We start from the raw sequence: 23,138 nt of genomic DNA, 5'->3' as shown, positions 1-23,138 counted from the left end.
GGGCGCCGGAGCCGTCCTGCGGGCGCGGCGCGGACGGCGGGGCCCAGGACATCGCGTCACTCAGACGATTAGACTGGGCCCCGTGCCTCAACTACGCCTCGCGCTGAATCAGATCGACTCGCACGTCGGCGACATCGCCGCCAACGCCGACTCGGTCGTCCACTGGACCCGGCACTCCGCCGAGCAGGGCGCCCACCTGGTGGCGTTCCCGGAGATGGTGCTGACCGGCTACCCCGTCGAGGACCTCGCCCTGCGCGGGTCCTTCGTCGAGGCCTCCCGCAGCGCGCTGCGCGCCCTCGCGGAGCGCCTGGCGGCCGAGGGTCTCGGGGAGCTTCCGGTCGTCGTCGGCTACCTCGACCGCACCGAGCAGGCCGTGCCCCGCCTCGGCAGGCCGGCCGGCTCCCCGGAGAACGCGGCCGCGGTGCTGCACCGCGGGGAGGTCGTCCTGCGGTTCGCCAAGCACCACCTCCCCAACTACGGGGTATTCGACGAGTTCCGGTACTTCGTGCCGGGCAACACCCAGCCCGTCATCCGGGTCCGGGGCATCGACGTGGCCCTGGCCATCTGCGAGGACCTCTGGCAGGACGGCGGCCGGGTGCCCGCGACCCGCTCCGCCGGGGCCGGGCTGCTGATCTCGATCAACGCCTCCCCGTACGAGCGCAACAAGGACGACGTCCGCCTGGACCTCGTGCGCAGGCGGGCCCGGGAGGCCGGCTGCACCCTCGCGTACGTGGCCATGATCGGCGGCCAGGACGAGCTGGTGTTCGACGGCGACTCGATCGTCGTCGACGCCTCCGGCGAGGTCGTCGCCCGCGCCCCGCAGTTCTCCGAGGGCTGTGTCGTCGTCGACCTCGACCTGCCCGCCGCCCGCGGGGACGCCCCCGCGGGCGTGGTGGACGACGGTCTGCGGATCGACCGCGTGATCCTGTCCGAGGAGCCCGTCGAGGCGTACGAGGCGGTCGTGGCCGGCGGCTACGCGGACCGCCTCGACGACGACGAGGAGGTCTACGACGCGCTCGTCGTGGGCCTGCGCGCCTACGTCAGGAAGAACGGATTCCGCTCGGTCCTCATCGGACTCTCCGGGGGCATCGACTCCGCGCTCGTCGCCGCCGTCGCCTGCGACGCGGTCGGCGCGCAGAACGTGTACGGCATCTCCATGCCCTCCAAGTACTCCTCGGACCACTCCAAGGGCGACGCGGCCGACATGGCCGAGCGCACGGGCCTGAACTTCCGGACCGTGCCGATCGAGCCGATGTTCGACGCGTACATGGGCTCCCTGGGCCTGACCGGCCTCGCCGAGGAGAACCTCCAGTCCCGGCTGCGCGGCACGATGCTGATGGCCGTCTCCAACCAGGAGGGGCACCTCGTGCTGGCCCCGGGCAACAAGTCCGAGCTGGCGGTCGGCTACTCCACCCTGTACGGCGACTCGGTGGGCGCGTACGGGCCGATCAAGGACGTCTACAAGTCGGACGTCTTCCGGCTCGCCCGCTACCGCAACCGGGCCGCGGCCGAGCGCGGCGAGGTCCCGCCGATCCCGGAGAGCTCGATCTCGAAGCCGCCGAGCGCCGAGCTGCGGCCGGGCCAGGTGGACACCGACTCGCTGCCCGACTACCCGGTGCTCGACGCGATCCTGGCCCTGTACGTGGACCGCGACCAGGGGATGGACGCGATCGTCGCGGCCGGCTTCGACCCCGAGCTGGTCGCCAGGACCCTGCGGATGGTGGACACCGCCGAGTACAAGCGGCGCCAGTACCCGCCGGGCACGAAGATCTCGGCCAAGGGCTTCGGCAAGGACCGCCGGCTGCCCATCACCAACGGCTGGCGCGAGCGGGCGTAGCGCGCCCGCGGGGGCAGGCGGACGGGGCGCCGTCCGCTCCTCTCGGGAGCGGGCGGGGCCCCTCGCCCCGCCCGGCGCCCCTCGCCCCGCACGGCGGCGCCGGGCCTACCGCGTGACGGCGACCCGGGCCGCGACCGGCAGGTGGTCGCTGCCGGTGCGCGGGAGGGTCCAGGAGGCCTCGGGCTTGATCCCGCGGACCATGATCTGGTCGATCCGGGCCATCGGGAACTGCGCGGGCCAGCTGAAGCCGAACCCGTCGCCCGCCGCGCCCTGGGTGGAACGCATCTGCGAGGTGACCTCGGACAGGGCCCGGTCGTTCATGGTGCCGTTGAGGTCGCCGAGCAGGACGACCTTCTTCAGCGGTTCGGAGGCGAGCGCGGCGCCCAGGGCGTCGGCACTGTTGTCGCGCTGGTTGGCGGTGAAGCCGGCGTTGAGCTTGACGCGGACGGAGGGGAGGTGGGCGACGTAGACGCCGATCTCCCCGGAGGGGGTGGTGACGGTGGCCCGCATGGCGCGGACCCAGCCCATCTTGATGTCCACGGGCCGGCTGGAGGCCAGCGGGTACTTGCTCCACACCCCGACGGTGCCCTCGACGGAGTGGTACCGGTACGTGCCGGCCAGGGCCTTCTCGTAGACCGGGACGGCGCCCGACTTCAGCTCGGTCAGGGCCAGGACGTCGGCTCCCGACCGGGCGACGGACTCGGCGGTGCCGCGCGGATCGGCGTTGTCGGCGTCGACGTTGTGGGTGGCGACCACCAGGTTGCCGCCGGAGCCGGACTTGTCGGTGAGCAGGCCGCCGAAGATGTTCGTCCAGACCGCGGCCGTCAGCAGTGTCGCGATCAGGGCGGTCGCGGACTTCCGGTACACGGCGCAGCCCAGCAGCACTGGGACGGCGAGGCCAAGCCAGGGCAGGAAGGTCTCGGTGAGGCTGCCGAGGTTGCCGACGTCGTTGGGCAGGTCCGCGTGGAAGATCATGACCAGCGAGGCCAGGGCGGCGACGGCGGCGAGCACCAGACCGCGCCGCCAGATGCCCCGGTCACCGCCCAGGGCGGCCAACCGGCGGCGGAAGCGGGATCCGGAGGGCTCGGGGTCCGAGCCGCCGTTCCCCGTTTCCGTCATGTACGCCTGTGCCATGCCACTGCCCTCACTGCCGTGCTCGCGCTGCGTCCCCGCCCCTTGACCCTAGGCGATCGACGCGGCCTTCCGTGCCGTACGTCACGACCGCCTGTCGCGGTCGTACGTCCGCAAGGACGAACGACCGTACGCCCCGGGTTCCGCTTGTCACGAAACGCGCACATTCGAGCATGCGGGCCGGGCGCGCCCTCCCCACCACTTCCGCCCCGGGCCGCGGGGATGCCACCATGGGTGGTGAGTCCGGGGACGCCGTGAGGGCGCCTCGAGATGACACAAGGAGCAGTTGCCATGACGCATGCCGTTTCGCCTGCCCGCGAATCCGCATCAGCGGCCTCCCCCACCCTCTACGGAGGCACGGGCACCCGGCGCATCACCGTCCGCGACCTGACCCTCGCCAAGGAGCGCGGCGAGAAGTGGCCCATGCTCACCGCCTACGACGCGATGACCGCGTCCGTCTTCGACGAGGCCGGCATCCCGGTCATGCTCGTCGGCGACTCGATGGGCAACTGCCACCTCGGCTACGAGACGACCGTCCCGGTGACGATGGACGAGATGACCCTGCTGTCGGCGGCCGTCGTCCGGGGCACCCGCCGCGCGCTGATCGTCGGCGACCTGCCGTTCGGCTCGTACCAGGAAGGCGCCGTGCAGGCGCTGCGCAGCGCCACCCGCCTGGTCAAGGAGGCCGGGGTCGGTGCGGTCAAGCTGGAGGGCGGCGAGCGCTCGCTGGCCCAGACCGAGCTGATCGTGCAGTCGGGCATCCCGGTCATGTCCCACCTGGGCCTGACCCCGCAGTCCGTCAACGCCATGGGCTACCGGGTGCAGGGGCGCGGGGACGAGGCCGCCCACCAGCTGCTGCGCGACGCCAAGGCGGCGCAGGACGCGGGCGCCTTCGCGGTGGTGCTGGAGCTGGTCCCGGCGGAGCTGGCCGCCGAGGTCACCCGGTCCCTGCACATCCCGACGGTCGGCATCGGAGCCGGCTCGGAGTGCGACGCGCAGGTGCTGGTGTGGACCGACATGATGGGTCTGACCGGCGGCAGGATGCCGAAGTTCGTGAAGCAGTACGCGAACCTCCGCAAGACCATGGGTGACGCGGCGAAGGCCTTCGCCGAGGACGTGGTCGGCGGAACGTTCCCGCTGGAGGAGCACGCCTTCCACTGAGGCCGAGGGTGCGGCGGGTCCGCCCGCCGCGCCCCGGCACGACGCACGGCCCGACAGCCCGCCGGCACGGCGCCGGCGGGCTGTCGGCTCCCCGTCGGCCGGCTGTCGGTCGGCTGTCGGTCGGCTGTCGGTGCTTTGTCAGTGGCGGATGGTCCCATGAGGGACATGACGCGAAAAGACAAGAATCCCAACGCGGTAGAGGTACGGGGGCTGGTCAAGCACTACGGCGAGACCAAGGCCCTCGACGGGGTGGACCTGGACGTCCGCGAGGGAACCGTCCTCGGGGTCCTCGGGCCCAACGGCGCCGGCAAGACCACCTTGGTGCGCTGCCTCTCCACCCTGGTCGTCCCGGATGCGGGCACGGCGACCGTCGCGGGCTACGACGTGGTCCGCCAGCCGCGGCAGTTGCGCCGCACCATAGGCCTGACCGGCCAGTACGCCTCGGTCGACGAGAAGCTCTCCGGCTGGGAGAACCTCTACATGATCGGCCGGCTGCTCGACCTGTCCCGCAAGGACGCCCGGTCCCGCGCCGACGAACTGCTGGAGCGGTTCTCGCTCACCGACGCGGCGAAGAAGGCCGCGATGCACTACTCGGGCGGCATGCGCCGCCGGCTCGACCTGGCCGCCTCCATGATCGGCCGCCCGGCCGTCCTCTACCTGGACGAGCCGACCACCGGCCTCGACCCCCGCACCCGCAACGAGGTGTGGGACGAGGTGCAGCGGATGGTCGCCGAGGGGGCCACCGTCCTGCTCACCACCCAGTACATGGAGGAGGCCGAGCAGCTCGCCAGTGAGCTGACGGTCATCGACCGGGGCAAGGTCATCGCGAACGGCAAGGTCGACGAGCTGAAGGCGCGCGTCGGCGGCCGGACCCTGAGGATCCGCCCGGCGGACGCCTCCGACCTGCCGGGCATGGCCCGTTCGCTGGCCGAGGCCGGCCTGGACGGCGTGGCCGGCTCCCAGGCCGTGCCGGACGAAGGCGTCCTGCTGGTCCCGATCCTGAGTGACGAGCAGCTGACGGCCGTGGTGGGCCTGTTGGCCGCCCGCGGCTACGCCATCGCCGACCTAGGCACCTACCTGCCCAGCCTCGACGAGGTGTTCCTGTCCATCACCGGGCAGAAGCCCTCCTCGTCCGAGGACCGCGTTGCGACCGAGAAGACCGAGGAGGTCGCGGCATGAGCACCGCAACCACGACGAAGCCCGCCGACACCGCGGCCGCCCCGGCCGCCGCGGCGGCCCTGCCCGGGGAGGGCCGGATCGGCCTGCGGGCCAACCTGCGGCACATCGGCGCCCTGGTGCGCCGCAACGCCCTGCAGATCAAGCAGGACCCCGAGTCGATGTTCGACGTCCTGTTCATGCCGATCATCTTCACGCTGCTGTTCGTCTTCGTCTTCGGCGGAGCCGTCTCCGGCAAGGGCAACCAGGGCGAGTACGTCAGCTACCTGGTCCCGGGCCTGATGGCCATGATGGGCATGAACATCGCCATGGCGGTGGGCACCGGAGTCAACGACGACTTCAAGAAGGGCGTGATGGACCGCTTCCGGTCCATGCCGATCGCCCGGTCCTCCGTGCTGCTCGCCAAGATCGTCGTCGAGGTCGGCCGGATGCTGGTCGCCATCGCGATCCTGCTCTGCGTGGGCTTCATCCTCGGCCTGTCGATCCAGGGCCCGGTGCTGAACCTGTTCTTCGCCGTCGGCCTGTCCGTCGTATTCGGCGCCTCGCTCATGTGGATCTTCATCCTGCTCGGTCTGACGATGAAGACGGCGCAGGCGGTCCAGGGCATGGCGATGCTGGTACTGATGCCGCTCCAGTTCGGCAGCTCGATCTTCGCCAAGCCCTCCACCATGCCGGGCTGGCTGCAGAGCTTCACCGACTACAACCCGCTGTCCAACCTGGCCGACGCGGCCCGCGCCCTGATCAACGGGACGCCGGTCGGCAACTCCGTCTGGATGACCCTGGCCTGGTCCGTCGCCATCACGGCGGTCACCATGCCGCTGGCCGTGCGCAAGTTCCGCCAGAAGACCTGATCCGCGGGCCGGTCCGTTCCGGATCGCGTCCCGGACGGACCCCGGCGCGTCCGGGTCAGACGAGGGCGGTGGCCTCCTCCAGGGAGAGGCCGCCGCCCTCGGCGTACGCCGCCTCGTACGCCGCGTCGCCCAGCGCCGCCCTCGCCCGTTCCTCGGCGAGGGCGGCGTCCGCGCGTTCGGTGGAGACGTGGACGTGCCCCGGCGGCAGGTGGGCCCGGTAGGCGGCGACCAGGCGCGCGCCGTCGGCCGCCCGGTGCGGATCGCCGAGCGAGGCGAGGGCGACGGCCCCCGTCAGCAGGTACACGGCGGGCAGTTGCGGCGCGACCATCAGCGCGAGCGGGTCCCGGGCGGCGGCGGCGCCGCTGCGGACCACCGCGATCGCGTCCTCGTACCGGCCCTCCTGGTTGTCCAGCCAGGCCACCGTGGCGAGGAGGAACACGTCGAAGACCGCGTACGCGCCGAAGGCGAACTCCTCCCGCAGCGCCTGGAGCTGGGCTCGGGCCTCGGGGATCCGGCCGGAGCGGCCGAGGATGCCCGCGAGGAACATCCGGGCGGCGGGCATGGCCTCGTTGCCGTAGCGCTGGACGGTCGCGACGATCTCCGTGAGGATCTCCTCGGCCTCCTCGCCCCGGCCGGCCTCGGCGAGGGTTCCGGCCATCCGCACCCGCAACACCGTCACCTGCGCCTTGGCGCCCAGCCGCTCGGCGTGCTCGATCGCGGCACGGAAGTCCTGGGTGGCCGACTCGTACAGGCCCCGCTTCTCCAGGGACTCGGCGCGCGCCGAGAGCGCCTCGGCGCAGCCCCAGTCGTCACCGAGCCTGCGGAACAGCGCCAGGCTCTCGTCCGCGTCCCGGGTGGCGTCGCCGCCCCAGTCGGCGCGGTTGGCCAGGATGTTGGCGCGCAGCTGGAGCGCGGAGGCCAGTTCCCAGTCGAAGCCGAGTCCGCGGGCGGTGTCCACCGTCTCGTGCACGACCCGCCGCAGCAGTTCCGCGTCACCGGCGATCATGACGGCGTAGATCCACAGGCCCGCGGGCGGGCGGCAGGTCTGCGGGAGGCCCGGCCGGTACACGGCGAGCATCCCGTCGACCTGACCGCGGACCTCGGGGGTGTTCCAGTTGTCGTTGCCCTGGTCGCGCGAGGCCAGCCGGATCATCTGGAGGCCGCGCCAGCCCTCGGTGAGCATCTCTCCGGAGTACGGCGGGGGCGTGTCGACGATCCGCCCGTAGACGGGCTCGGCGGGGGCGGCGGGCGGCGCGAAGGGGTCGGGGCCCAGCGGCGCCGCCGCCTCGGACCAGTGCCGGGACTCGGTCCGCAGGTCGTGCATGTGCCAGTACCAGACGAGGGAGTGGACCAGGCACAGCACCTCGTCGGCGGCGCGGGCGGCGATGCCCCGGCGCAGGGCGGTCCGCAGGTTCTCGTACTCGGTGGCGATGCGGTCGGCGGCCGCGCGCTGGCCGTGGCCGCGCAGCAGGGGCTCGGCGGTGCGGACGAGTTCGCGGTAGTGGACGAGGTGGCGCCGTTCGGTGGCGGCGCGGTCGCCGGCGACCTCGGCGAGCCGCTCGGCTGCGTACTCGCCCACGGTCTCCAGGAGGCGGTAGCGCATGTCCGTGCCGTGCGGGGCGGGGGCGGCCACGACGAGGGACTTGTCGACGAGGGAGCCGAGGACGTCGGCGACGTCGTAGGCGGGGTCGGCGCAGACGGCCTCGGCAGCCGTGAGGTCGCATCCGCCCGCGAAGACGGACAGCCGGCGCAGGACCGCGCGCTCGGGCCCGTCCAGGAGGTCCCAGGACCAGTCCACGACCGCCCGCAGCGTCTGCTGGCGGGGCAGGACCGTACGGGAACCACTGGTCAGCAGCCGGAACCGGTCGTCCAGGCGGTCCGCGATCTGCCGCGGGCTGAGCAGCCGCAGCCGCGCCGCGGCCAGCTCGATCGCCAGCGGCAGCCCGTCCAGCCGGCGGCAGATCTCCACCGCGGCGGCCGGGTCCTCGTCGGTGCGGTATCCCGGCCGGGCGGCGGCCCCCCGGTCGCCGAGGAGACGCAGCGCCACGGGGTCGGGCAGCGGCTCCACGGGGCGCAGGGTCTCCCCCGGCACGCCGAGCGGTTCGCGGCTGGTGGCCAGGATCTGCACGCCGGGGCAGTGGGTGAGGACCCGCTCGGCGAGCTCGGCCGCCGCGCCGATGACGTGCTCGCAGTTGTCGAGGACCAGCAGGAGCCGACGGCGCGCGCAGTGCTCGGCGAGGCGGGCGAGGGTGTCGTCCCCGGCGCGTTCGGTCAGGGCGCGCATCTCCTCGGCGGCGGCGCCGCGCAGCTTGGTCTCGCGCGCGCCGAGCGCGGCGAGGGCGGCCTCGGCGACGTCCTCCGGGTCGTCGACGGGGGCCAGCTCGACCAGCCAGACGCCGTCGGACCAGTCGGCCGATGCCGCGTGCGCCTCGGCGGCCTCCTGGGACAGCCGGGTCTTGCCGGCCCCGCCGGGCCCCAGCAGGGTGACGAGCCGGGCCCGCGCGAGGTCGTCGCCGATGACGCGGATGTCGTCCTCGCGCCCGACGAAGGTGGTCAGCCGCGCCCGCAGGTTCCCGCGCTGGTCCGCCGGCGTCGGCGCCGGAGACGGTTCGGGGCGCTGCCCGGGGCCGGGGTCCCGGCCGGTTGCCGTTTCCGGGTCCGGGGCGGGGGCGGCTGCGGGGTTCGGGGCGGCGGCCGGGGGTGTGAGGAGTTCGGTGTGCAGGGCGCGCAGGACCGGGCCCGGGTCGGCTCCCAGGCGGGCCGCGAGGCCGCGGCGGACCGTGTCGTAGGCGGCCAGTGCCTCCGCGGGCCGGCCGGTGTCCCGCAGCGCACGGATGCGCAGGGCGTGCAGCGGCTCGTCCAGCGGCTGCTGCGCGCACAGCGCGGTGAGCTCGGGCAGGACGCGGTCCGCCTCGCCCAGGGCGAGCGCCGCGGCGAGCCGGCCCCGGCGGGCGTCCAGCCGTACGGCCTCCCAGCGCGCGGACTCCGCGGTCTCGGGATCCGGGAGGTCCGCCAGCGCCGGGCCGCGCCACAGCGCGAGGGCGTCCTCGTACAGGGCGGTGGCCTTGGCCGGGTCCCCTTGGGCCAGCGCCTCGCCGCCGGTCCGGGCCAGCCGCTCGAAGCGGTACAGGTCGACGTCCTCGCGCTCGGCGGCCAGCAGGTAGCCGCCCTCGGCGGACCGCACGGCCGCGTGCCCCAGCGCCCGCCGCAGCCGGGCGACGAGCGCCTGCAGGGCGGCCGGGGCGGCGGCCGGCGGATCACCGTCCCACACCTGGTCGACCAGCAGGTGCGCCGGCACGGCACGGCCCGGCCGCAGCGCGAGGGCGGTCAGCAGCGCACGCAGGCGCGCCCCGCCGACGGCGACGGTGCTCCCGTCGTCGCGGATGGCCTGGGTGGTGCCGAGGATCGCGTAACGCACCGGCCCATTGTCACCGGACCCCGTCCCGGCCCCGACCGCTTTTCCGTCCCGGCACCGGGATAGGTTTCGCCGCATGGGTCATCAGGGCAGCCGCGGCGAGCGGCGGATCAGTTCCGTATTCCTGGGCATCGCCGCCGTGATGGCGGTCACCGGCTGGGCCGTGTGGACCGGCTACTCCACGAGCACCGGGCTGGCGGTGTTCCTCTTCGTGACCTCGGCGTGGATCGTCTCCCTCTGCCTGCACGAGTACGCGCACGCCCGCACCGCGCTGCACAGCGGCGACCTCACGGTGGGCGCCAAGGGCTACCTGACGCTCAACCCCCTGAAGTACACGCACGCGCTGCTCAGCATCGTCCTGCCGGTGGTCTTCGTGATCCTGGGCGGCATCGGCCTGCCCGGCGGGGCCGTGTACATCGAGCGCGACCGGGTCCGGGGCCGCTGGAGGCACAGCCTGATCTCGGCGGCCGGACCGCTGACGAACGTGGCTTTCGCCGCGGTCTGCACGGCGCCGTTCTGGCTGGGCGCCCTGGACGGGGTCCCGCCGGCGTTCCGCTTCGCGCTCGCCTTCCTCGCGCTGCTCCAGGTCTCGGCGGCGATCCTGAACTTCCTGCCGGTGCCGGGCCTCGACGGGTACGGGGTCATCGAGCCCTGGCTGTCGCGGCGGGTGCGCGGCGAGGTGGCGCCGCTGGCGCCGTTCGGCCTGATCGCGGTGTTCGCGCTGCTGTGGATCCCGGAGGTGAACGGCTTCTTCTTCGACGTGGTCCAGGACCTGCTGTCCGTGCTGGGCGTCTCGGACCTGGACACGTACTGCGGGCGCGACCTGTACCGCTTCTGGCAGGACGGCGACGGCTTCTGCGAGATCCCGCAGGGCTGAGGGGGGTCCCGCCGTCCCTCAGGCGGTCCGGCCGGCGGCGGCCCGCTCGGCCTTCGCCTTGCGCTGGTAGTACCAGGCCATGTTGGACGTGAGGCCGGCCAGCAGCACCCACACGATCCCGAGGAAGCTGCCCTCCACGAAGGCGACCACGGCCGCGGCCACGGCGAGGACGCAGACGACAACGGCGAAGACGGCAAGGCGGGGCATGGGGCGGGCTCCTCGGAAACACTGAACGGGGTCGAGCCCCACCAGTGTCCCCCATGCCCCGCAGTGGTCCCGTAAAGGTGCCGCGGTTCGCGCGCGGGCTTGTTTCCGGCTTTGCCTGACCTCCCCCTCGACCCGGCGCTACGGTTCGGCGGATACCCGCCTGCTCTTGGCGGGAGCAGATCGACAGCCCGGCCGCTCGGCCTGCTCGGCCCGCGACGGCGCCGCCGGGCGAGTGGGGGGAAGACATGCAGGAGATCCCAAAGGGCGCGAACGTCAGCCTGACCGCCCTCGGCGAGGACGCCGGTTCGGTGGTCGTGAGCCTGAGCTGGACGAGTGCCTCCGGAGCCGGCGACGCCGACGTGTCCGTGCTGCTCCTCGACGGCAGCGGCAAGGTCCGCGGCGAGAACGACTTCTACTTCTACAACAACCCGGCCGCCGCCGACGGCAGTGTGCAGCTGCTGGGCAAGACGCCGACCGACAGCGGCGACGAGGACCGCATCAGCCTGGACCTGACGGCGGTGCCGCAGGACGTCGCGCGGATCGTGGTGGCGGCCAGCCAGTACGGCGGCGCCCGCTTCGGGGACCTCGACGACCTGCGGATGACCGTCAGGGACCGGTCGGGCGAGCTGTTGGCGGGCTTCTCCATCGACGACGCGAGCGTGGAGACGGCGTTCATCTTCGGCGAGCTGTACCGGCGCGGCGGGGAGTGGAAGTTCCGGGCCGTGGGCCAGGGGTACGAGACCGGCCTCGCCGGCCTTGCCACGGACTTCGGCATCTCCGTGGCCGGGGAGTCCGAGGAGCCGGGCGTCCCGGAACCGGGCGCGAACGCCAGTGCCGGTGCCGGTCCCGGTCCTGGTCCCGGCACCGGTGCGGATGCGGCCCCGGGCCCCGGCGCGGCCGGGGAACCGTCCGGCGGCGCGGCCGCCGTGCCGGAACCGCCCGGCGCACCCGCCCGACCCGCCGAATCCCCGGCACCCCCGGCGACGACCGCCGCGGACACCGCTGCGGCGGCCGCCGTGCCGGGGCAGAGCCGCGGTGCCCGCGGCCCGCGTACGACGCGGAAGAAGGTGACCCTGCCCCGAGTGGCCAGGAAGTCGCTCGCCGAGAACGACTCCTGGCGGGCCGCGCGGCTCTTCCCGGTCCCCTCCCTCAAGAGCGACAAGGAGCGCGAGGTGCGGGCCACCTCGGTCCTGCTGTCGGTGATGGAGCAGGTCCCCGAGCTGGGGCGGCGCCTGACCGCGGGGTTCGGCGCACCCGCCGGGCGGATGCAGACCTTCACCGAGGTCCCCCTCCCGCACGGCGACACCCCCAAGCGGCCGGACGGGGTGATCCGGGTGGAGCGCGCCGGGAAGCTGTGGACCGCCCTCGTCGAGACGAAGACGAACGGGAACCCGCTCAAGGCCGAGCAGGTGCAGCAGTACATGGACATCGCGGCGCGCCGCGGCTACGAGGCGGTGATCACACTCTCGAACGACGTGGCACTCGACGGTGCCCCCGTGGTGGACGTGAAGATCGACGGCCGGCGCAAGCACAAGGTCAGCCTGTGGCACCTGTCCTGGGCGGAGGTGGCCCACCAGGCACAGATGCTGATCCGCCACGAGGGCGTCGGCAACCCCGCCCACGCCTGGCTGCTGCAGGAACTGTTGGAGTACCTCCAGCACGAGAACTCCGGATGCCACGGGTTCCAGAACATGGGCCCGGCCTGGGTACCCGTGCGCAGGGGAATCGAGGACGAGACCCTCAGCCTCGGCGACGACCGGGCCGTGGACGTCGTGGAGAGCTGGGAGCGCCTGATCCGCCAGGTGTGTCTGCGCCTGGGCGGGGAGCTCGGGCAGAAGGCCCTCCCGGTGCAGCGGGCCCGGCGCGGGAGCGATCCGCGGGCGCGCCGTGTCGCCGCCGCCGGAACGTTGTGCGCGGAGGGCAGGCTGGCGGCGGAGCTTCGCGTCGACGGAACCGGCAGCGTCATCGCGGTCGTCGCCGACCTGCGGACGGGGAAGGTGCGCACGTCCGTCGACGTCCCGGCACCGGAGGCCGCGTACCCGCTGGCCGCCGCGAAGCGGATGGTGAGGCTGCTCGCCGAGGCCCCGGCGGACCTGCACGTGGAGAGCCTGGTCGACGGTGGGCACGGCCCGCGCGGCACCCTGGAGCGGCTGCGCCCGGAGCCGGGCGATCTGCTGCCCAGGGACGGCGGGCCGCCCGACGGTTTCCGGCTGTCGCTGATCAAGGGCATGGGCAACAGCCGCGGCAACACCGAATCCGGGTTCATCCGCAGCGTCGACGAGGCCGTCGAGCGCTTCTACCACGGGGTGGTGGCGCACCTGGGACCCGTGGAGGCCCGTACGGGGCGCCGGAGCTGACCCGCGGCCCCGCCCGGCGCTCCGGCCGGGCGGGGCCGAGCGGCCGGGCAGCGCGGGCCCCCGGGGAGCGGCGGGCGGGCGGCCCGGGTCAGACGTCCGTGACCCGGGTCAGGCGTCCGTGACCCGGGTCAGGCGTCCGTGACCCGGGTCAGACGTCCGTGACCCGGGTCAGACGTCCGTGGCCGGGGTCAGACGTCCGTGGCCGGGGTCAGACGTCCGTGATGCGCAGGCCCGCGTGGGCCTTGTAGCGGCGGTTCGCGGAGATCAGGTTCGCCACCAGGGACTCCACCTGGTGGGCGTTGCGCAGGCGGCCCGCGAAGACTCCGCGCATGCCAGGGATGCGGGCGGCCAGGGCCTGGACCAGGTCGGTGTCGGCGCGGGATTCGCCGAGGACCATCACGTCCGTGTCGATCTCCTCGATCGACTCGTCCTGGAGCAGGACCGCCGAAAGGTGGTGGAAGGCCGCCGTGACGCGGGAGTCCGGGAGCAGGGCGGCGGCCTGCTGGGCCGCGCTGCCCTCGTCGACCCGGAGGGCGTAGGCGCCCTGCTTGTCGAAGCCGAGCGGGTTGACGCAGTCGACCACGAGCTTGCCCGCGAGGTCCTCGCGCAGCGACTCGAGGGTCTTGGCGTGGCCCTCCCACGGCACCGCGACGATCACGATGTCGCTGCGGCGGGCGCACTCGGCGTTGTCCGCGCCCTCGACGCCGAGTCCCAGCTCGGCGGCGGCGCTCCGCGCGCGGTCGGCGGCGCGGGAGCCGATGATCACCTTCTGGCCGGCCCGGGCGAGCCGGTAGGCGAGGCCGCGGCCCTGGTCGCCGGTGCCGCCGAGGACGCCGACGACGAGGCCGGAGACGTCGGGGAGCTCCCACGGGTCCTTGGCCGGCGCCTTGGCGGGGGGCTGCTGCGTGCTGTCTGTGGAGGTCATGGGGGCGAGGGTAACCCCGGGGCCCGCAGAGTCGAACGGCGTGCGCCCTCCGCCTTACGGGTACGGCCGGGAGAACGGCGCCCCCGCGGCCCCCGCATGGTGCAGGATGCCGGCATGGATGCCGTGAGGGTCGCGCTGCTGCGCGAGGTGCTCGCCGGTACGCAGTGGCCGGGCGCCGCGCGGCGCTTCGCCGGGACGCTGCGGCGGTCCGTGGTGCCGGCGGGCGGGAAACTGCTGCTGGTGGGGACCGAGGGGTACGAGCCCTGGCACCTGGCGGCGCACCTGGTGGACGAGGCCGCCTGGTCGGGTCTGCCGCAGCTGGCCCCGACCCTGGTGCGCCACCGCGTGCTGCCCGGGGAGCCGCCGCACCTGTCGGTGGGGCTGGGCAGGCTGGCGGCGGCCCGGCGCGGGCACACGCTGGTGGTGGTGGCTCCGCAGGCGCCCGGCGAGGGGCTGCTGGAGCGGGTCCACGACGCCCGCCGCGCCGGGGCGACCGTACTGTCCCTGGACGGCGGGGACCCGGACCTGGGAGCCCTCGCGCACGACGCGCTGTCGGTGCCGCAGGACGGCGCCGAGCTGGACCTGGACACGGTGCAGCACCTGGTCAGCGCGGCCGCCGGGGAGAACGGGCCGCCGGCGCGGCGCGGGGCCGGCCGGTTCCGGGACCGGCTGGCGCGGCTGGCCGACCAGCTGACCGCCCCGCCGCCCACCCGCTGGTAGGACCGGTGGTCCTGGTCCTCAGGGCGTGGTGCCGCCGTCCTCTTCCTGTTCGCGGGTCCTGTCGTTCCACTTGGGGTCGTTCTGCCATTCGAGGTTGCGCTCCTGCGCCGTCTCCATGGCGTGGGTCGCCTCCGCAGGGGTCCCGTACGGGCCGAAGCGGTCCTTCGCCGGGCACTCGGGGCCCTCTTCCACCTTCGTGTGGACCAGGCAGTAGTACCACTCGCCCGCTTTGCCCACCTGGCGCTTCTTGAACAGGGCCATCGTCGTAGAGCTCCTCTCGATGCCGCTCTCTGTCGCCAGCCTGCCCCATACCCGCTGGATACACTCGCTTGCATGTCCGGTCAGTCGCTGCTCGTACCAGGCGAGCTCTCCCCCGCCCGTTCCGTTCCCGGAAACATCCGCCGTCCCGAGTACGTGGGCAAGCCCGCGCCCGCTCCGTACACCGGACCGGAGGTGCAGTCGGCCGAGACCATCGAGGCCATGCGCACCGCCGGCCGGATCGCCGCCCAGGCGATGGAAGAGGCCGCCAAGCTGATCGCGCCGGGGGTGACCACCGACGCACTCGACAAGGTCGCCCACGACTACATGTGCGACCACGGGGCCTATCCCTCGACGCTCGGCTACCGGGGCTTCCCCAAGTCGCTGTGCTCCTCCGTCAACGAGGTCATCTGCCACGGCATCCCCGACTCCACCGTCCTGCGCGACGGCGACATCGTGAACCTCGACGTGACCGCGTACATCGGCGGGGTGCACGGCGACAACAACGCCACCTACCTGTGCGGTGAGGTGGACGAGGAGTCGCGCCTGCTGGTGGAGCGCACCCGCGAGGCGCTGAACCGCGCCATCAAGGCCGTCAAGCCGGGCCGCCAGATCAACATCATCGGCCGGGTCATCGAGTCGTACGCGAAGCGCTTCGGCTACGGAGTGGTCCGGGACTTCACCGGGCACGGCATCAACTCCTCCTTCCACTCCGGCCTGATCGTCCCGCACTACGACAGCCCGCACGCGACCACCCTCATCGAGCCCGGGATGACCTTCACCATCGAGCCGATGCTGACCCTGGGCACTCACGAGTACGACATGTGGGCGGACGGCTGGACGGTCGTCACCAAGGACCGCAAGCGGACCGCGCAGTTCGAGCACACGCTGGTGGTGACGGACACCGGGGCGGAGATCCTGACCCTGCCGTAGGCGCCGGGGAGGCCGGGGAGCGGACCCGCGCATTTACCGACACCGCGTCGGGAACGCATTGACCGGGGCAGGCCCGCGTAGGAGGATCGGAGTGGCGGCGCGGCCGCCACGCCCGCTCCCTCTTCCTGGAGGTCCGTCTTGGTTGCCTTCTCCACGGCCATCCGTACCGCCTCGCACGAGCAGCACACGGAGGCCGAGACGTCGACCTTCATGGGCGACCTGCTGGGCGGACGGCTCGGAGTGGACGCGTACACGCGCTACACCGAGCAGCTGTGGTTCGTGTACCGGGCCCTGGAGGACGCCGCGGATTCCCTGCGGGACGACCCGGTGGCGGGCCCCTTCATCCGGCCCGAGCTGATGCGCGTCGCCGAGATCGAGCGCGACCTCGCGCACCTGCTGGGCGACGGCTGGCGGGAGACCGTGGCGGCGCTGCCCGCGACCGAGGCGTACGCCGCCCGGGTCGCCGAGTGCGCCGCCCGGTGGCCGGGAGGCTACGTCGCCCACCACTACACCCGCTACCTGGGCGACCTCTCCGGCGGCCAGATCATCCGCGACAAGGCGGAGCGCACCTGGGGCTTCGCGCGCAAGGGCGACGGCGTCCGCTTCTACGTCTTCGCGGACATCCCCAACCCCGCCGCCTTCAAGCGGACCTACCGCGAGCTCCTCGACGCGATCGCCGCGGACGACCTGGAGAAGCAGCGCATCATCGACGAGTGCAAGCGCGCCTTCGACTTCAACGGCGCGGTCTTCCGCGAGCTGGGCGAGCGGTTCCCGCTCAGCGCGTAGCCGTACGCGGGCAGGTCCGGGCCGGGCCGGTGCCTGCGGGCTCCGCTCCGGCCCCTCGGCGTCCACGGCGCCCCCCCGCCGGACCGTCAGCGGCCGGCCGGCTCCGAGCACGGTCGAGCGGCCGGGCCCCGGGCGTCCCTCGGGGCGAAGCGGACGCGGCCGCCGATCTCGACGGTGCCGTCCGGGCCCGGGGCGGTGAGGATCTGCGAGCCCGCGCCCTGGGTGATGTTCAGGGCCCGGTTCAGCTGGGCGGTCAGCAGGATCGCCGCCGAGCCGGTCGCCTCGTCCTCGGCGACGACCCCGTCCGGACGGCGCGGGAAGCCCCGGGCCCGCACCCGGCCCGCGGTCTCGTCCTCCCAGGCCCAGGCGTACAGCCACCCCTCACCCGGGGGCGGAGCGGGCAGCGCGTCGACCTCGGCCGCGCTCGCGTACCGCTCGGTGCGCTTGCCCTCGACCCACTCCGGGCGGGCGGTGATCCACGTGAACTCGCCGTCGTCACGCGCCCATACCGAGCCGACCGGGGGCTGGAGCTCCTCGATGTCCAGCAGCCAGGCGACCCCGACCAGCGGATGCCCCGCGAAGGACGCCCGCGCGCCGGGGGTGCGGATGTCGACCACACCGCGCTCGGGGTCGTCGACGAACACCGTCTCGCTGTAGCCGAGTTCGGCGGCCAGTGCCTGCCGCGCCGCGTCGTCGGGGCAGCTCCGCCCGTCGCGTACGACTCCGAGCGCGTTGCCGTGCCGGCCGTCACCCGCGCAGAAGACCCTCAGGACGTCGAGATCGTTCACGCGGGCATTGAAGCACGGCGCGGTTCCGTTCCGTCGCCGGTGGAGGTGTGCCCACGCCCCCGCATCCCCGCTCCCCCGCAAAGCCGCACCCCCGCTCCGGCGCTCCGGCGCTCCGGCGCTGGTGCCCCCGCGCGGCGCTTGACCTCCGCTTGACCGGCCCATGGGTCCGCCGTGGGAGGCCCGTGACGGGTCCGTGTCCGGCGCGGGCATATGAGAGGCGAATCACTGGACGCGTGGGTATGGGTGAGGTAAGCCTCGGTTAAGTTAGGTCCGCCTCACCGGCCTCCCCCGTGCCTGGGACGGCCCTCGAACGAAGCCCAGGAGTCCCGTATGCGTCCCGCCCGCCTCACCGCCGTCGCCGCCGCCTCCGTGGCGGCCGCGCTCACCGCCGTCACCGGCTGCGCCGAGAAGAGCGACTCCGGCGACGGCGTGATCAAGGTGGCGGCCTCCGACAGCACCTGCGCCGTCTCCGCGGACCGGTTCCCGGCGGGCACGGTGCGGATCGACGTCGAGAACAAGGGCTCCAAGGTCACCGAGCTGTACGTCCTCTTCCCGGACGACCGCATCGTGACCGAGCGGGAGAACATCGGCCCCGGCACCAAGGCCTCCATCACCGCCGAGATCAAGGCGGGCGACTACGAGATCGTCTGCAAGCCCGGCATGAAGGGCGACGGCATCCGTACGAGCGTCAAGGCCACCGGCCAGACCTCCGGCGAGAAGCGCAGCCCCGAGGCGGACGCCGCGGTCGCCGCCTACCGCCAGTACGTCGTCGCGCAGGCCGAGGAGACCCTCCCCAAGGCGCAGGTGTTCGCGCAGGCCGTCACGGCCGGGGACGTCGAGGCCGCGAAGAAGGCGTACGCGCCCTCGCGCATCGGCTGGGAGCGCACCGAGCCCGTCGCCGAGTCCTTCGGTGACATCGACCCCAAGGTCGACCTCCGCGAGGACGGCCTGGAGGCGGGTCAGGACCCGGAGAAGGACTGGACCGGCTGGCACCGCCTGGAGAAGGCCCTCTGGGCCGACGGCAGGATCGGCAGCCGCGAGCGGGACCTGGCCGACGTCCTGGTCAAGGACCTCACCGAGTGGCAGAAGAAGGTCGGCCAGGCCGAGATCACCCCCACCTCCATGGCCAACGGCGCCAAGGAGCTCCTCGACGAGGTCGCGACCGGCAAGGTCACCGGTGAGGAGGAGCGCTACTCCCACACGGACCTGGTCGACTTCAAGGCCAACGTCGAGGGCGCGGAGAAGGCGTACGAGCTCCTCAAGCCGGTCGCCGCGAAGAACGACCCCGCCCTCGTCAAGCAGCTCGACACGCAGTTCGCGGCCCTGAACACCCTGCTCGACAAGTACCGCGCCGACAAGACCGGTTACGACTTCACCGCCTACGACAAGGTCGGCGAACCGGAGCGCAAGGAGCTCTCGGACGGCGTCAACGCGCTCGCCGAGCCGCTCTCGAAGCTCGCCGCGGCGGTCTCCAAGTAGCGCGAGGAGCGGCGCCGGGCAGTACGGGACAGCAGGCGGAAGCAGAGCGGGCAGGAGAGCGGAATGGCTGAGTCGGACCCGGTAGCAGGGCCGGAGCGGGAAGGCGACGGCCGGGGCACGGACGCCCCGTCGGGCGCGCCGGCGGGAACGCCCGGGGGAACGTCCGCGGGCACACCCGCGGGAACGTCCACGGAAACGCCCGCCCCGACGTCCGAAGGCACGCCCGCCCCGACGTCCGCGGGGGCAGCCCCAGGGGCCCCCGGCGGCGCCTCCGCAGCCGCTCCCTCGCGGCGTTCCGTGCTGGGCTGGGGCGGAGCCGGGCTCGCGCTCGGCGCCGCCGCGGCCGGCGGTGCGGTCGCCGTCTTCGGCGGTTCCCCGGACTCCGCGCCGGTCGCCTCGGCGGGGGCGGCCGTGCCGTTCCACGGCGAGCACCAGGCCGGGATCGCCGGCGCCGTCCAGGACCGCCTGCACTTCGCCGCCTTCGACGTCAAGACGAAGGACCGGGCCGAGCTCGTCGCACTCCTGCGGGAGTGGACCGCGGCCGCCCGGCTGATGACGGCCGGCCGGCCCGTGGGCGAGGGCGGCTTCGGGGGCCTGCCGCAGGCCCCGCCGGACGACACCGGCGAGGCTCTGGGCCTGCCGGCATCCCGGCTCACCCTCACCCTCGGCTTCGGTCCGGGCCTCTTCGCCAAGGACCGGTTCGGTCTGGAGGGTCGGCGCCCCGACGCGCTGGTCGACCTGGAGGCGTTCCCCGGCGACAACCTCGACCCGGCCCGCTCGGGCGGCGACCTGTGCGTCCAGGCGTGCGCCGACGACCCGCAGGTCGCCGTGCACGCGATCCGGCAGCTGGCCCGCATCGGCTTCGGCCGGGTCGCGGTGCGCTGGTCGCAGCTCGGCTTCGGCAAGACCTCCTCGACCACCCCGGAGGAGCAGACCCCGCGCAACATGATGGGCTTCAAGGACGGCACCCGGAACATCGCCGGCACCGACACCGCAGCCCTGGAGAAGCACGTCTGGGTCGGCGCCGGCGACGGCGGTGGCGGCGGTGGCTGGATGACCGGCGGCTCGTACCTGGTCGCCCGGCGCATCCGGATGAACATCGAGACCTGGGACCGCACCTCGCTCCAGGAGCAGGAGGACATCTTCGGCCGCGACAAGGGCGAGGGCGCCCCCGTCGGCAAGTCCAAGGAGCGCGACGAGCCGTTCCTCAAGGCGATGAAGCCGCAGGCGCACGTCCGCCTCGCGCACCCGGACTCCAACGCCGGAGCGACGATCCTGCGCCGCGGCTACTCCTTCACCGACGGCACGGACGGTCTGGGCCGGCTCGACGCGGGCCTGTTCTTCCTCGCCTACCAGCGGGACGTCCGCACGGGCTTCGTCCCGATCCAGCGCAATCTGGCACGCCACGACGTGCTCAACGAATACATCCAGCACGTGGGTTCGGCCGTCTTCGCCGTCCCGCCGGGCGTCCGCGACACGGACGACTGGTGGGGCCGGACGCTGTTCGCGTAAGCACCCGCCGGAGAGGAAGAACCGCCGTGTTCGGCAACTATCTGATCGGCCTGCGCGAGGGGCTCGAAGCCAGCCTGGTCGTCTGCATCCTGGTGGCGTACCTGGTCAAGACCGACCGCCGGGACGCGCTGCGTCCGGTGTGGAGCGGCATCGCCATCGCCTGCGGGATCTCGCTGGCCTTCGGCGCCCTGCTCGAATTCGGCACCCAGGAGCTGACCTTCGAGGCGCAGGAGCTGCTGGGCGGCACCTTGTCGATCATCTCCGTGGGCCTGGTGACCTGGATGGTCTTCTGGATGAAGCGCACCGCGCAGCACCTGAGGGCGGAGCTGCACGGCAAGCTCGACGCGGCGCTGGCCATGGGCACCGGCGCGCTGGTCGCCACCGCCTTCCTCGCGGTGGGCCGCGAGGGCCTGGAGACCGCGCTGTTCGTGTGGGCGTCGGTACGGGCCAGCGGCGAGGGCTCCTCGGCGCCGCTGTTCGGAGTGCTGCTGGGCATCGCGACGGCGATCGTGCTGGGCTGGCTGTTCTACCGGGGCGCGCTGAGGATCAACCTGGCGAGGTTCTTCACGTGGACGGGCGGCATGCTGGTGGTCGTGGCCGCGGGCGTCCTCGCGTACGGGGTCCACGACCTCCAGGAGGCCCGCTTCCTGGGCGGCCTGGGGAACAGGGCCTTCGACATCAGCTCCACCGTCCCGCCGGACAGCTGGTACGGGACCCTGCTCAAGGGCGTGTTCAACTTCCAGCCGGACCCGACCGTGCTCCAGCTGACCGTGTGGGCGCTGTACCTGGTCCCGGTGCTGTTCCTGTTCCTGGCGGGCCCGCGCCGCCCGGCCGCCCCGGCCACGCCGGCCGCCCCGACGGCTCCGCCCGCGCCGACCCGGGGCGGGGGCGCGGCGCAGGGCGGCTGACCCGCGGCCTTGCGTCCCGGCGTCAGGGGATTCGCACGCCCGCGCCGCCGACCCGTACCCGCGGGTCCCCGGCACGCAGCTCCACCGTGAGCACCCCCGGGCGTCCCATGTCCTCGCCCTGGTGCAGGGTCAGCACCGCGTCCTGCGGGACCAGCCCCAGCTCCCGGAGGTACGCGCCGAACGCCGCCGCCGCGGCGCCCGTGGCGGGGTCCTCGACGACGCCGCCGACCGGGAACGGGTCCCGTACGTGGAACTGCGCCGGCCCCGCCCGGTGCGCCAGCTGCACCGTGGTGAGGTCCAGGCGCCGCATCAGGGCCTCCAGCCGGGCGAAGTCGTAGGCGAGGTCCGCGAGTCGGTCGCGGGTGGCGGCGCCGAGCACCAGGTGCCGGGCTCCGGCGTAGGCGATCCTCGGCGGGAACTGCGGATCGAGGTCCGCCGCCGGCCAGTCCAGTGCGGCCAGTGCCTCGGCGAGGTCGGCGTCCGCGATCTCCTCGATGTGCGGCTCGACGCTGGTGAGCACGGCCCGCAGCCGTCCGCCCTCGGAGGCCACCGAGACCGGTACGGTCCCCGCCCTGGTGGCGAAGAGCAGCTCCCCCGGGCCGATCCGCTCGGCCAGCGCGACGGCGGTGGCCACCGTGGCGTGCCCGCAGAAGGGGACCTCGGCCTTCGGGCTGAAGTAGCGGACGGTGAAGGCCCGGCCGGCCTCGCCGCCGAGGCCCTGCGGGGGCGGGGTCAGGAAGGCCGTCTCGCTGTAGCCCAGCCCGGCGGCGATCTCCAGCATCGCGTCGTCGTCCAGCCCGGCCGCGTCGAGCACGACTCCGGCGGGGTTGCCGCCCGCCGGATCGTCGGAGAAGGCGGTGTAGCGCAGTACGTCGGTCGTCATGCCCGGCTCAACCGCTCCCGCCCGCACGCCATTCCCGGTGCCCGGCCCCGGAACCGGGGCCCGCAACCGGGCCGGCCGGCGGGCCCCTCCTCAGCCGCGCCCGACGTACGGCATGTTCGTCGCCATCACCGTCGCGAACTGCACGTTCGCGCCCAGCGGGAGCTCCGCCATGTGCAGCACCGTGCGGGCCACGTCGGCCGCGTCCATCACCGGCTCCACGGCGAGCAGTCCGCTGGCCTGCAGGATGCCCGTCTGCATCCGCTCCGTCATCTCGGTCGCGGCGTTGCCGATGTCGATCTGCCCGCAGGCGATGCGGTACGGACGGCCGTCCAGCGACAGCGACTTCGTCAGGCCGGTCACCGCGTGCTTGGTGGCCGTGTAGGCGATGGAGTGCGGGCGCGGGACGTGCGCGGAGAGGGAGCCGTTGTTGATGATCCGGCCGCCCTGCGGGTCCTGCTCCTTCATCTGGCGGAACGCCGCCTGGGCGCAGAGGAAGGCGCCGGTCAGGTTGACGTCGACGACCGACCGCCAGGCCTCGTAGCCGAGGTCCTCCACGGGAACCCCGCCGGGGCCGAAGGTGCCGGCGTTGTTGAAGAGGAGGTCGAGTCGCCCGTACCGCTTCCGAACCGACTCGAACAGCGCAGTCACCTCGTGCGGATCGCTCACGTCCGCCCGGACGGGGAGCACGTCCGCACCGGGCCCGGCCGAGCGGGCCGTCTCCTCCAGCGGCTCGGTCCGGCGGCCCGCCACGGCCACGGCCCAGCCGGCCGCCGCCAGGGCCAGCGCCACGGAGCGGCCGATGCCGGAGCCGGCCCCGGTCACCACGGCGGTCTTCTTCCCACGTTCGTTCATGGGGCCGCAGGGTACGTCACGGCGGGCAGCGGCCCCCGGGCGTTCCGACAGCTGAGAGCATGGGTCGGTCAGGGGTGAACAA

Annotated in this window: 20 protein-coding genes; 12 read left to right on the top strand and 8 right to left on the bottom strand. The window is 73.5% G+C overall.

What is annotated here, in order from left to right; translation table 11 throughout:
- The first annotated feature begins 82 nt into the window (after positions 1-82).
- Positions 83-1,837, top strand: coding sequence for an NAD+ synthase (locus ACFWU6_RS22485; protein ID WP_383982721.1), 1,755 nt, complete (start codon positions 83-85; stop codon positions 1,835-1,837).
- A gap of 105 nt (positions 1,838-1,942) precedes the next feature.
- On the opposite strand, the gene ACFWU6_RS22480 is transcribed toward ACFWU6_RS22485, so the two are convergent.
- Complete coding sequence (locus tag ACFWU6_RS22480) at positions 1,943-2,971, bottom strand: endonuclease/exonuclease/phosphatase family protein (RefSeq protein ID WP_383811349.1); 1,029 nt, start codon at positions 2,969-2,971, stop codon at positions 1,943-1,945.
- 288 nt (positions 2,972-3,259) lie between these two features.
- Here ACFWU6_RS22480 and panB point away from each other — a divergent pair, with 288 nt between their 5' ends.
- The 3 genes from panB to ACFWU6_RS22465 all read left to right on the top strand — a co-directional run bounded on the left by panB (position 3,260) and on the right by ACFWU6_RS22465 (position 6,156).
- Positions 3,260-4,129, top strand: a complete 870-nt coding sequence (gene panB, locus ACFWU6_RS22475; protein WP_383811346.1) for a 3-methyl-2-oxobutanoate hydroxymethyltransferase — start codon at positions 3,260-3,262, stop codon at positions 4,127-4,129.
- Between the two features lie 156 nt (positions 4,130-4,285).
- Positions 4,286-5,308, top strand: coding sequence for an ATP-binding cassette domain-containing protein (locus ACFWU6_RS22470; RefSeq protein WP_383811343.1), 1,023 nt, complete (start codon positions 4,286-4,288; stop codon positions 5,306-5,308).
- Positions 5,305-6,156, top strand: a complete 852-nt coding sequence (locus ACFWU6_RS22465; protein WP_383982718.1) for an ABC transporter permease — start codon at positions 5,305-5,307, stop codon at positions 6,154-6,156. The genes ACFWU6_RS22470 and ACFWU6_RS22465 overlap by 4 nt, the downstream gene beginning before the upstream one ends.
- A 55-nt stretch (positions 6,157-6,211) precedes the next feature.
- Here ACFWU6_RS22465 and ACFWU6_RS22460 read toward each other — a convergent pair whose 3' ends face one another.
- Complete coding sequence (locus ACFWU6_RS22460; protein WP_383982715.1) at positions 6,212-9,574, bottom strand: BTAD domain-containing putative transcriptional regulator; 3,363 nt, start codon at positions 9,572-9,574, stop codon at positions 6,212-6,214.
- A 73-nt stretch (positions 9,575-9,647) separates the two neighbouring features.
- Between ACFWU6_RS22460 and ACFWU6_RS22455 the strand changes: the two genes are divergently transcribed.
- Positions 9,648-10,448 carry a site-2 protease family protein gene (locus ACFWU6_RS22455; protein ID WP_383811335.1) on the top strand — a complete coding sequence of 267 codons (801 nt, stop codon included), beginning with the start codon at positions 9,648-9,650 and terminating at the stop codon, positions 10,446-10,448.
- Between the two features lie 18 nt (positions 10,449-10,466).
- Here the strand turns inward: ACFWU6_RS22455 and ACFWU6_RS22450 are convergent, their stop codons facing one another.
- Positions 10,467-10,655: a hypothetical protein gene (locus ACFWU6_RS22450; RefSeq protein ID WP_383811333.1), complete on the bottom strand. Its 189-nt coding sequence runs from the start codon at positions 10,653-10,655 to the stop codon at positions 10,467-10,469.
- Positions 10,656-10,900: 245 nt separating this feature from the next.
- On the opposite strand from ACFWU6_RS22450, the gene ACFWU6_RS22445 reads away from it, so the two are divergent.
- Positions 10,901-13,012, top strand: coding sequence for a TerD family protein (locus tag ACFWU6_RS22445; RefSeq protein WP_383982713.1), 2,112 nt, complete (start codon positions 10,901-10,903; stop codon positions 13,010-13,012).
- A gap of 208 nt (positions 13,013-13,220) precedes the next feature.
- Here ACFWU6_RS22445 and npdG read toward each other — a convergent pair whose 3' ends face one another.
- Positions 13,221-13,937, bottom strand: a complete 717-nt coding sequence (gene npdG, locus ACFWU6_RS22440; RefSeq protein ID WP_383811329.1) for an NADPH-dependent F420 reductase — start codon at positions 13,935-13,937, stop codon at positions 13,221-13,223.
- A 114-nt stretch (positions 13,938-14,051) separates the two neighbouring features.
- Between npdG and ACFWU6_RS22435 the strand changes: the two genes are divergently transcribed.
- Positions 14,052-14,657: a hypothetical protein gene (locus ACFWU6_RS22435; RefSeq protein WP_383811326.1), complete on the top strand. Its 606-nt coding sequence runs from the start codon at positions 14,052-14,054 to the stop codon at positions 14,655-14,657.
- A gap of 18 nt (positions 14,658-14,675) precedes the next feature.
- On the opposite strand, the gene ACFWU6_RS22430 is transcribed toward ACFWU6_RS22435, so the two are convergent.
- Positions 14,676-14,918, bottom strand: a complete 243-nt coding sequence (locus tag ACFWU6_RS22430) for a hypothetical protein (protein ID WP_383811324.1) — start codon at positions 14,916-14,918, stop codon at positions 14,676-14,678.
- Between the two features lie 72 nt (positions 14,919-14,990).
- On the opposite strand from ACFWU6_RS22430, the gene map reads away from it, so the two are divergent.
- Together map and ACFWU6_RS22420 are read left to right on the top strand one after the other, a co-directional pair.
- Positions 14,991-15,848: a type I methionyl aminopeptidase gene (map, locus tag ACFWU6_RS22425; RefSeq protein ID WP_383982710.1), complete on the top strand. Its 858-nt coding sequence runs from the start codon at positions 14,991-14,993 to the stop codon at positions 15,846-15,848.
- A gap of 138 nt (positions 15,849-15,986) precedes the next feature.
- Entirely contained in the window at positions 15,987-16,634 is a 648-nt protein-coding gene (locus ACFWU6_RS22420; RefSeq protein WP_383982708.1) for a heme oxygenase (biliverdin-producing), read from the top strand.
- Between the two features lie 86 nt (positions 16,635-16,720).
- On the opposite strand, the gene ACFWU6_RS22415 is transcribed toward ACFWU6_RS22420, so the two are convergent.
- On the bottom strand, positions 16,721-17,422 hold the full coding sequence (locus ACFWU6_RS22415) for a PhzF family phenazine biosynthesis protein (RefSeq protein WP_383982705.1): 702 nt from the start codon (positions 17,420-17,422) through the stop codon (positions 16,721-16,723).
- Positions 17,423-17,752: 330 nt separating this feature from the next.
- Between ACFWU6_RS22415 and efeO the strand changes: the two genes are divergently transcribed.
- The 3 genes from efeO (at position 17,753) to efeU (ending at position 21,321) form a co-directional block, all read left to right on the top strand.
- On the top strand, positions 17,753-18,901 hold the full coding sequence (gene efeO, locus ACFWU6_RS22410; protein ID WP_383811314.1) for an iron uptake system protein EfeO: 1,149 nt from the start codon (positions 17,753-17,755) through the stop codon (positions 18,899-18,901).
- 63 nt (positions 18,902-18,964) lie between these two features.
- On the top strand, positions 18,965-20,413 hold the full coding sequence (gene efeB / locus ACFWU6_RS22405) for an iron uptake transporter deferrochelatase/peroxidase subunit (protein WP_383811311.1): 1,449 nt from the start codon (positions 18,965-18,967) through the stop codon (positions 20,411-20,413).
- Between the two features lie 26 nt (positions 20,414-20,439).
- Positions 20,440-21,321 (top strand): iron uptake transporter permease EfeU, encoded by an 882-nt coding sequence (gene efeU / locus ACFWU6_RS22400; RefSeq protein ID WP_383982702.1) that lies wholly within the window; start codon positions 20,440-20,442, stop codon positions 21,319-21,321.
- A 22-nt stretch (positions 21,322-21,343) separates the two neighbouring features.
- Here efeU and ACFWU6_RS22395 read toward each other — a convergent pair whose 3' ends face one another.
- Positions 21,344-22,204, bottom strand: coding sequence for a PhzF family phenazine biosynthesis protein (locus ACFWU6_RS22395; protein ID WP_383982700.1), 861 nt, complete (start codon positions 22,202-22,204; stop codon positions 21,344-21,346).
- A 90-nt stretch (positions 22,205-22,294) separates the two neighbouring features.
- Entirely contained in the window at positions 22,295-23,056 is a 762-nt protein-coding gene (locus tag ACFWU6_RS22390; protein WP_383982697.1) for an SDR family oxidoreductase, read from the bottom strand.
- Positions 23,057-23,138 lie beyond the last annotated feature (82 nt).

The organism is Streptomyces sp. NPDC058674 (assembly GCF_042716505.1).
In the GTDB taxonomy this organism is placed as follows: domain Bacteria; phylum Actinomycetota; class Actinomycetes; order Streptomycetales; family Streptomycetaceae; genus Streptomyces.
The sequence above is the reverse complement of the archived record's forward strand: the minus strand, read 5'-3'. Positions and strand labels throughout refer to the sequence as shown.

Coding starts and splice junctions, on each gene's coding strand:
- efeB (WP_383811311.1), top strand. CDS start 18,965: ATGGCTGAGTCGGACCCGGTAGCAGGGCCGGAGCGGGAAGGCGACGGC.
- panB (WP_383811346.1), top strand. CDS start 3,260: ATGACGCATGCCGTTTCGCCTGCCCGCGAATCCGCATCAGCGGCCTCC.
- ACFWU6_RS22470 (WP_383811343.1), top strand. CDS start 4,286: ATGAGGGACATGACGCGAAAAGACAAGAATCCCAACGCGGTAGAGGTA.
- ACFWU6_RS22455 (WP_383811335.1), top strand. CDS start 9,648: ATGGGTCATCAGGGCAGCCGCGGCGAGCGGCGGATCAGTTCCGTATTC.
- efeO (WP_383811314.1), top strand. CDS start 17,753: ATGCGTCCCGCCCGCCTCACCGCCGTCGCCGCCGCCTCCGTGGCGGCC.
- ACFWU6_RS22480 (WP_383811349.1), bottom strand. CDS start 2,971: ATGGCACAGGCGTACATGACGGAAACGGGGAACGGCGGCTCGGACCCC.
- ACFWU6_RS22450 (WP_383811333.1), bottom strand. CDS start 10,655: ATGCCCCGCCTTGCCGTCTTCGCCGTTGTCGTCTGCGTCCTCGCCGTG.
- ACFWU6_RS22465 (WP_383982718.1), top strand. CDS start 5,305: ATGAGCACCGCAACCACGACGAAGCCCGCCGACACCGCGGCCGCCCCG.
- ACFWU6_RS22390 (WP_383982697.1), bottom strand. CDS start 23,056: ATGAACGAACGTGGGAAGAAGACCGCCGTGGTGACCGGGGCCGGCTCC.
- ACFWU6_RS22435 (WP_383811326.1), top strand. CDS start 14,052: ATGGATGCCGTGAGGGTCGCGCTGCTGCGCGAGGTGCTCGCCGGTACG.
- ACFWU6_RS22445 (WP_383982713.1), top strand. CDS start 10,901: ATGCAGGAGATCCCAAAGGGCGCGAACGTCAGCCTGACCGCCCTCGGC.
- npdG (WP_383811329.1), bottom strand. CDS start 13,937: ATGACCTCCACAGACAGCACGCAGCAGCCCCCCGCCAAGGCGCCGGCC.
- ACFWU6_RS22395 (WP_383982700.1), bottom strand. CDS start 22,204: ATGACGACCGACGTACTGCGCTACACCGCCTTCTCCGACGATCCGGCG.
- map (WP_383982710.1), top strand. CDS start 14,991: ATGTCCGGTCAGTCGCTGCTCGTACCAGGCGAGCTCTCCCCCGCCCGT.
- ACFWU6_RS22430 (WP_383811324.1), bottom strand. CDS start 14,918: ATGGCCCTGTTCAAGAAGCGCCAGGTGGGCAAAGCGGGCGAGTGGTAC.